The organism is Ruegeria sp. YKSF57, from assembly GCF_059612585.1.
The window spans coordinates 1-3,367 of sequence record NZ_JBXWQW010000106.1 but is presented as its reverse complement, the minus strand read 5'-3'; the positions used below and the strand labels follow the sequence as shown (position 1 = coordinate 3,367).

Here is a 3,367-nt window from a genome sequence, read left to right as displayed (position 1 = left end):
CTTGTTTATTGCTCGATCACGGGTTTTGGACAGACTGGTCCCTATGCCGAGCGGCCCGGCTACGATTTCGTCGTTCAGGGCATGGGTGGCCTGATGAGCATTACCGGAGAGGCCGCGGGACAGCCTATGAAGGTAGGGGTGCCGATCTCGGACATCATGTCAGGGATGTATGCGGCAGTATCTATCTTGGCCGCGCTCCGTGAACGCGACCAAACCGGTGTCGGGCGGCACATTGACATTTCGTTGCTCGATTGTCAGGCTGCGTGGTTATACAATCAGGCGTCCAACTACCTTGTCGGTGGTGTTCATCCGGGGCGTTTGGGCAATGCCCATCCAAACATCGTTCCGTATGAGACCTTCGCCACCGCTGACGGCCACATAAATCTAGCCGTGGGTAACGATGGTCAGTACCGACGCCTTTGTCAGGCCATCGGACGGCCCAATCTGGCCGATGATCCGCGCTTTGTCACCAACACCCTTCGGCTAACCAATCGTGACGCCGCTTTGATCGAGATTCGTGCAGAATTGGCCAAAAAACCTTCAGCCCAATGGCTTACAGATTTGCAGGCGGCCGGGATACCTTGCGGACCGATCAACACCATCCCCGAAGTGTTCGACGACCCCCACATCCAGGCGCGGGGTATAGTTCAAGAGATTAACCACAGCGCTGCGCCAAATGTGAAAGCAAAGGTAATGCGCACACCGATCCGCATGGAAGGCCATGAGTTTGGTGTTCGCCTGCCGCCGCCAATGCTGGGCGAGCATACGGACGAAATCCTGTCCAAAATGCTTAACTATGACCCCAAAAAAATTACAGATCTGCGTGAGAAAGGCACTATATGAGTGGCGCTGCTGTACCTCTTCCCGGACTCCGGTACAGCGTAGGAGATGCAACAATGACCACACATTTATTCACTTTGGACAACATCGGCCCGCGTGGCCCCACCACGGGCGAAGCCTTCGTCGCGCCCACGGCTGTGCTAATCGGCGATGTGCAGATCGAGGCCGACGTTAGCATCTGGTTTGGTGCCATCCTGCGCGCCGACGATGCCACTATCTATTTGGGCACAGGGTCGAATGTTCAGGACAACTGCGTGCTGCATGTCGATCCCGGCTTCCCCATCCATATTGGTGTCAACTGCACCATCGGGCATCGCGCGATGATCCACGGCTGCACCATCGGTGACGGCACGTTGATAGGCATGGGCGCGACCATCCTCAATGGTGCCAAGATTGGCAAAAACTGCCTAATTGGCGCAGGCGCGCTGGTCACCGAAGGCAAAGAGATCCCCGACAACACTCTGGTCGTTGGAAGCCCTGGCCGCGCGGTTCGTAAGATCGATGCAGATGGTGTGGCTGATTTGGAAAAAGCTGCGGAACTTTATCGTCTCCGCTGGCGCCGCTTTGTTGGGGGGCTCCAATCCGCCACCCTGCCCGTCGGCATCACCACCTTGAAAGGTCTTTGATCTGGTTGCGAGGCTTGATCGGTCGCGCTGGCAGCAATCTTTTCCTCGACGGCAGCAATCTGCGCCTGGGTCTCGGCGATGGCGATGCTGCGGTATTCATAGAGAGTACAGCAAAGTGCGGGGCCGGTGCCGCGTGCGGCTATTGATGGCACGTTCAGGATATGGACACTGTCTGTAATATTGTTCAGCTGAAGGTTCGGCTTTTGGGGATCAGTCCGATGATCTGGCGTCGTGTGATGGTCCCGACAACAATTACCTTACGCGAGTTGCAGGGGTAGTGTGTGGATGCCCCCGGTTTTGCAAGGATTTTCTGATCTGTCTGGACAAGATTGATTGCGGTCGTGTGTCAGGCCTCAAGTTGCAGCTTTTCGCACGCCGCGGGCCAAGATGGTTCGTTCGCTGATCGGGTCCAATTCGATTCCGCGGGCTTTATGCGCCCTACCCCTATCAAGCAAAAGACTGCAGGTCTACCTAGGGTCAGGATTCATAACCAATAGATGACGAGAGCCGCGAGGGCGATGGCTGAGAGGAACACCTTGGGGCATCGGTCATAGCGGGTCGCGACGCGCCTCCAGTCCTTGAGCCTGCCGAACATGATCTCGATGCGGTTACGCCGCTTGTATCTCCGCTTATCGTATTTGATCGCCGTCTTGCGTTTCTTCCGGCCTGGGATGCAGGCACGTATCCCCTTGTCCTGGGAGAGTACCGTAAAGTGTGGGGCAATCATGCAGCCATTTCGGTTTCGGACGAAGGCTTCAACGCCGGATGCCATTGCTCGAACTTGGCGCGCAGGGTGCCATCGAGGGCTCTGGTTCGGGTTTGCAGCATGAGGTGCGCGCCTCGTTTTGACCAGCGCATTTGCTGCCGCTTGCCGAAGCGCTTTCCAACAACGGTGTTGACGGTGCTTTCGACAAAGCCGGTTGAAACGCGTTCACCGTACCGTCGTCTTTCCGCATAGTTCGGGATCATCAAGGCGTTGTTGGCGATGTAGGTCTCGAACTCGGACGCCGCCTTCCGAAGTGCCTTGATGCTGGCATAGTCCGTCTCGACAACTTCCAGATCGATGACAAGGTCTTCGATCGCTGCCTGACCATTGTGAAGGTTGCCATTCCAAAGGAACCCTTTGATCTGGCGCAGCAGGCGGGCAATGGCTTCGGCCTCTGCGGGATTGTGATGCGCAAGCCCTTTGACGTATTGCTGCATGACGGTGATGCGCATGGTGATGTGGAACCAATCCAGGATATGCTCAGAGGAAGGTGCCATGTGTCGCGCCATGTGGATGACGGTGTCTCCACCGTCAGTCATGAATGTCACTGGATGGTTTTCCTGCCAACCCTGATCCTTCAAAACTTCATGCAGTCGCCGCTTGGGCTTGTCATCATGACTTTGGACAAGCCCAAGATAGCGGCTCGGGCGATCTGTGGGGATGGATTTGCCGACGGTGACCTCGAAATGCGACTGACCCGCGTCGCGAGACCGAACATAGCCACCGTCGATACCGACGGTGATTTGGCCCTCAGGGTTGGGAAGCTGGGCGCGCTGGTGGGGACTGGTTTCAATGAAACTGTAACGCTCATCAGAAAGTTCGGCCTCCATCCGCGTGGCCACACGCCCCAGATGTCTGCGGATGGTGTCTGGATTTAGCCTCATATCAATCGGCAGGACATCTTTCAGCAGGTTAGTCGTGACCCCGAAAGATACAAGCGAAGCCCATTTCGTCTCAAGCCAGAGCAACTCCGGGGCGATATGGTCGGGCAAAAGTTCGTTCAGAGGACTGAAAGTTTTGGCTGGACCATTGTGGCACTGGCAGGAATAGAAGCGCGGACTTTCAACGGCGATGTCACCGAAGACCGTCCGGTATCGAATTTGCCGGCGCCCTTTGCCACGAAGCTTTCGATCAC

The 3,367-nt window shown here is 56.4% G+C and carries 4 protein-coding genes and 1 pseudogene; 3 read left to right on the top strand and 2 right to left on the bottom strand.

Annotated features, from left to right (window positions below):
* The 3 genes from AC2FLX_RS22000 to AC2FLX_RS21990 all read left to right on the top strand — a co-directional run.
* On the top strand, positions 1–843 hold an 843-nt coding region (locus AC2FLX_RS22000), incomplete at its 5' end, for a CaiB/BaiF CoA transferase family protein (RefSeq protein ID WP_496875567.1).
* A gap of 53 nt (positions 844–896) precedes the next feature.
* Complete coding sequence (locus AC2FLX_RS21995) at positions 897–1,466, top strand: gamma carbonic anhydrase family protein (protein ID WP_037275506.1); 570 nt, start codon at positions 897–899, stop codon at positions 1,464–1,466.
* A 161-nt stretch (positions 1,467–1,627) separates the two neighbouring features.
* Positions 1,628–1,744, top strand: coding sequence for an IS1096 element passenger TnpR family protein (locus AC2FLX_RS21990; RefSeq protein ID WP_099911053.1), 117 nt, complete (start codon positions 1,628–1,630; stop codon positions 1,742–1,744).
* Positions 1,745–1,950: 206 nt separating this feature from the next.
* On the opposite strand, the pseudogene AC2FLX_RS21985 reads toward AC2FLX_RS21990, so the two are convergent.
* Together AC2FLX_RS21985 and AC2FLX_RS21980 are read right to left on the bottom strand one after the other, a co-directional pair.
* Positions 1,951–2,163: pseudogene (locus AC2FLX_RS21985) on the bottom strand (IS5/IS1182 family transposase); the annotation flags it as partial.
* 26 nt (positions 2,164–2,189) lie between these two features.
* Positions 2,190–3,367 (bottom strand): ISKra4 family transposase (locus tag AC2FLX_RS21980; RefSeq protein ID WP_496875566.1); only part of this gene is annotated, 1,178 nt, incomplete at its 5' end.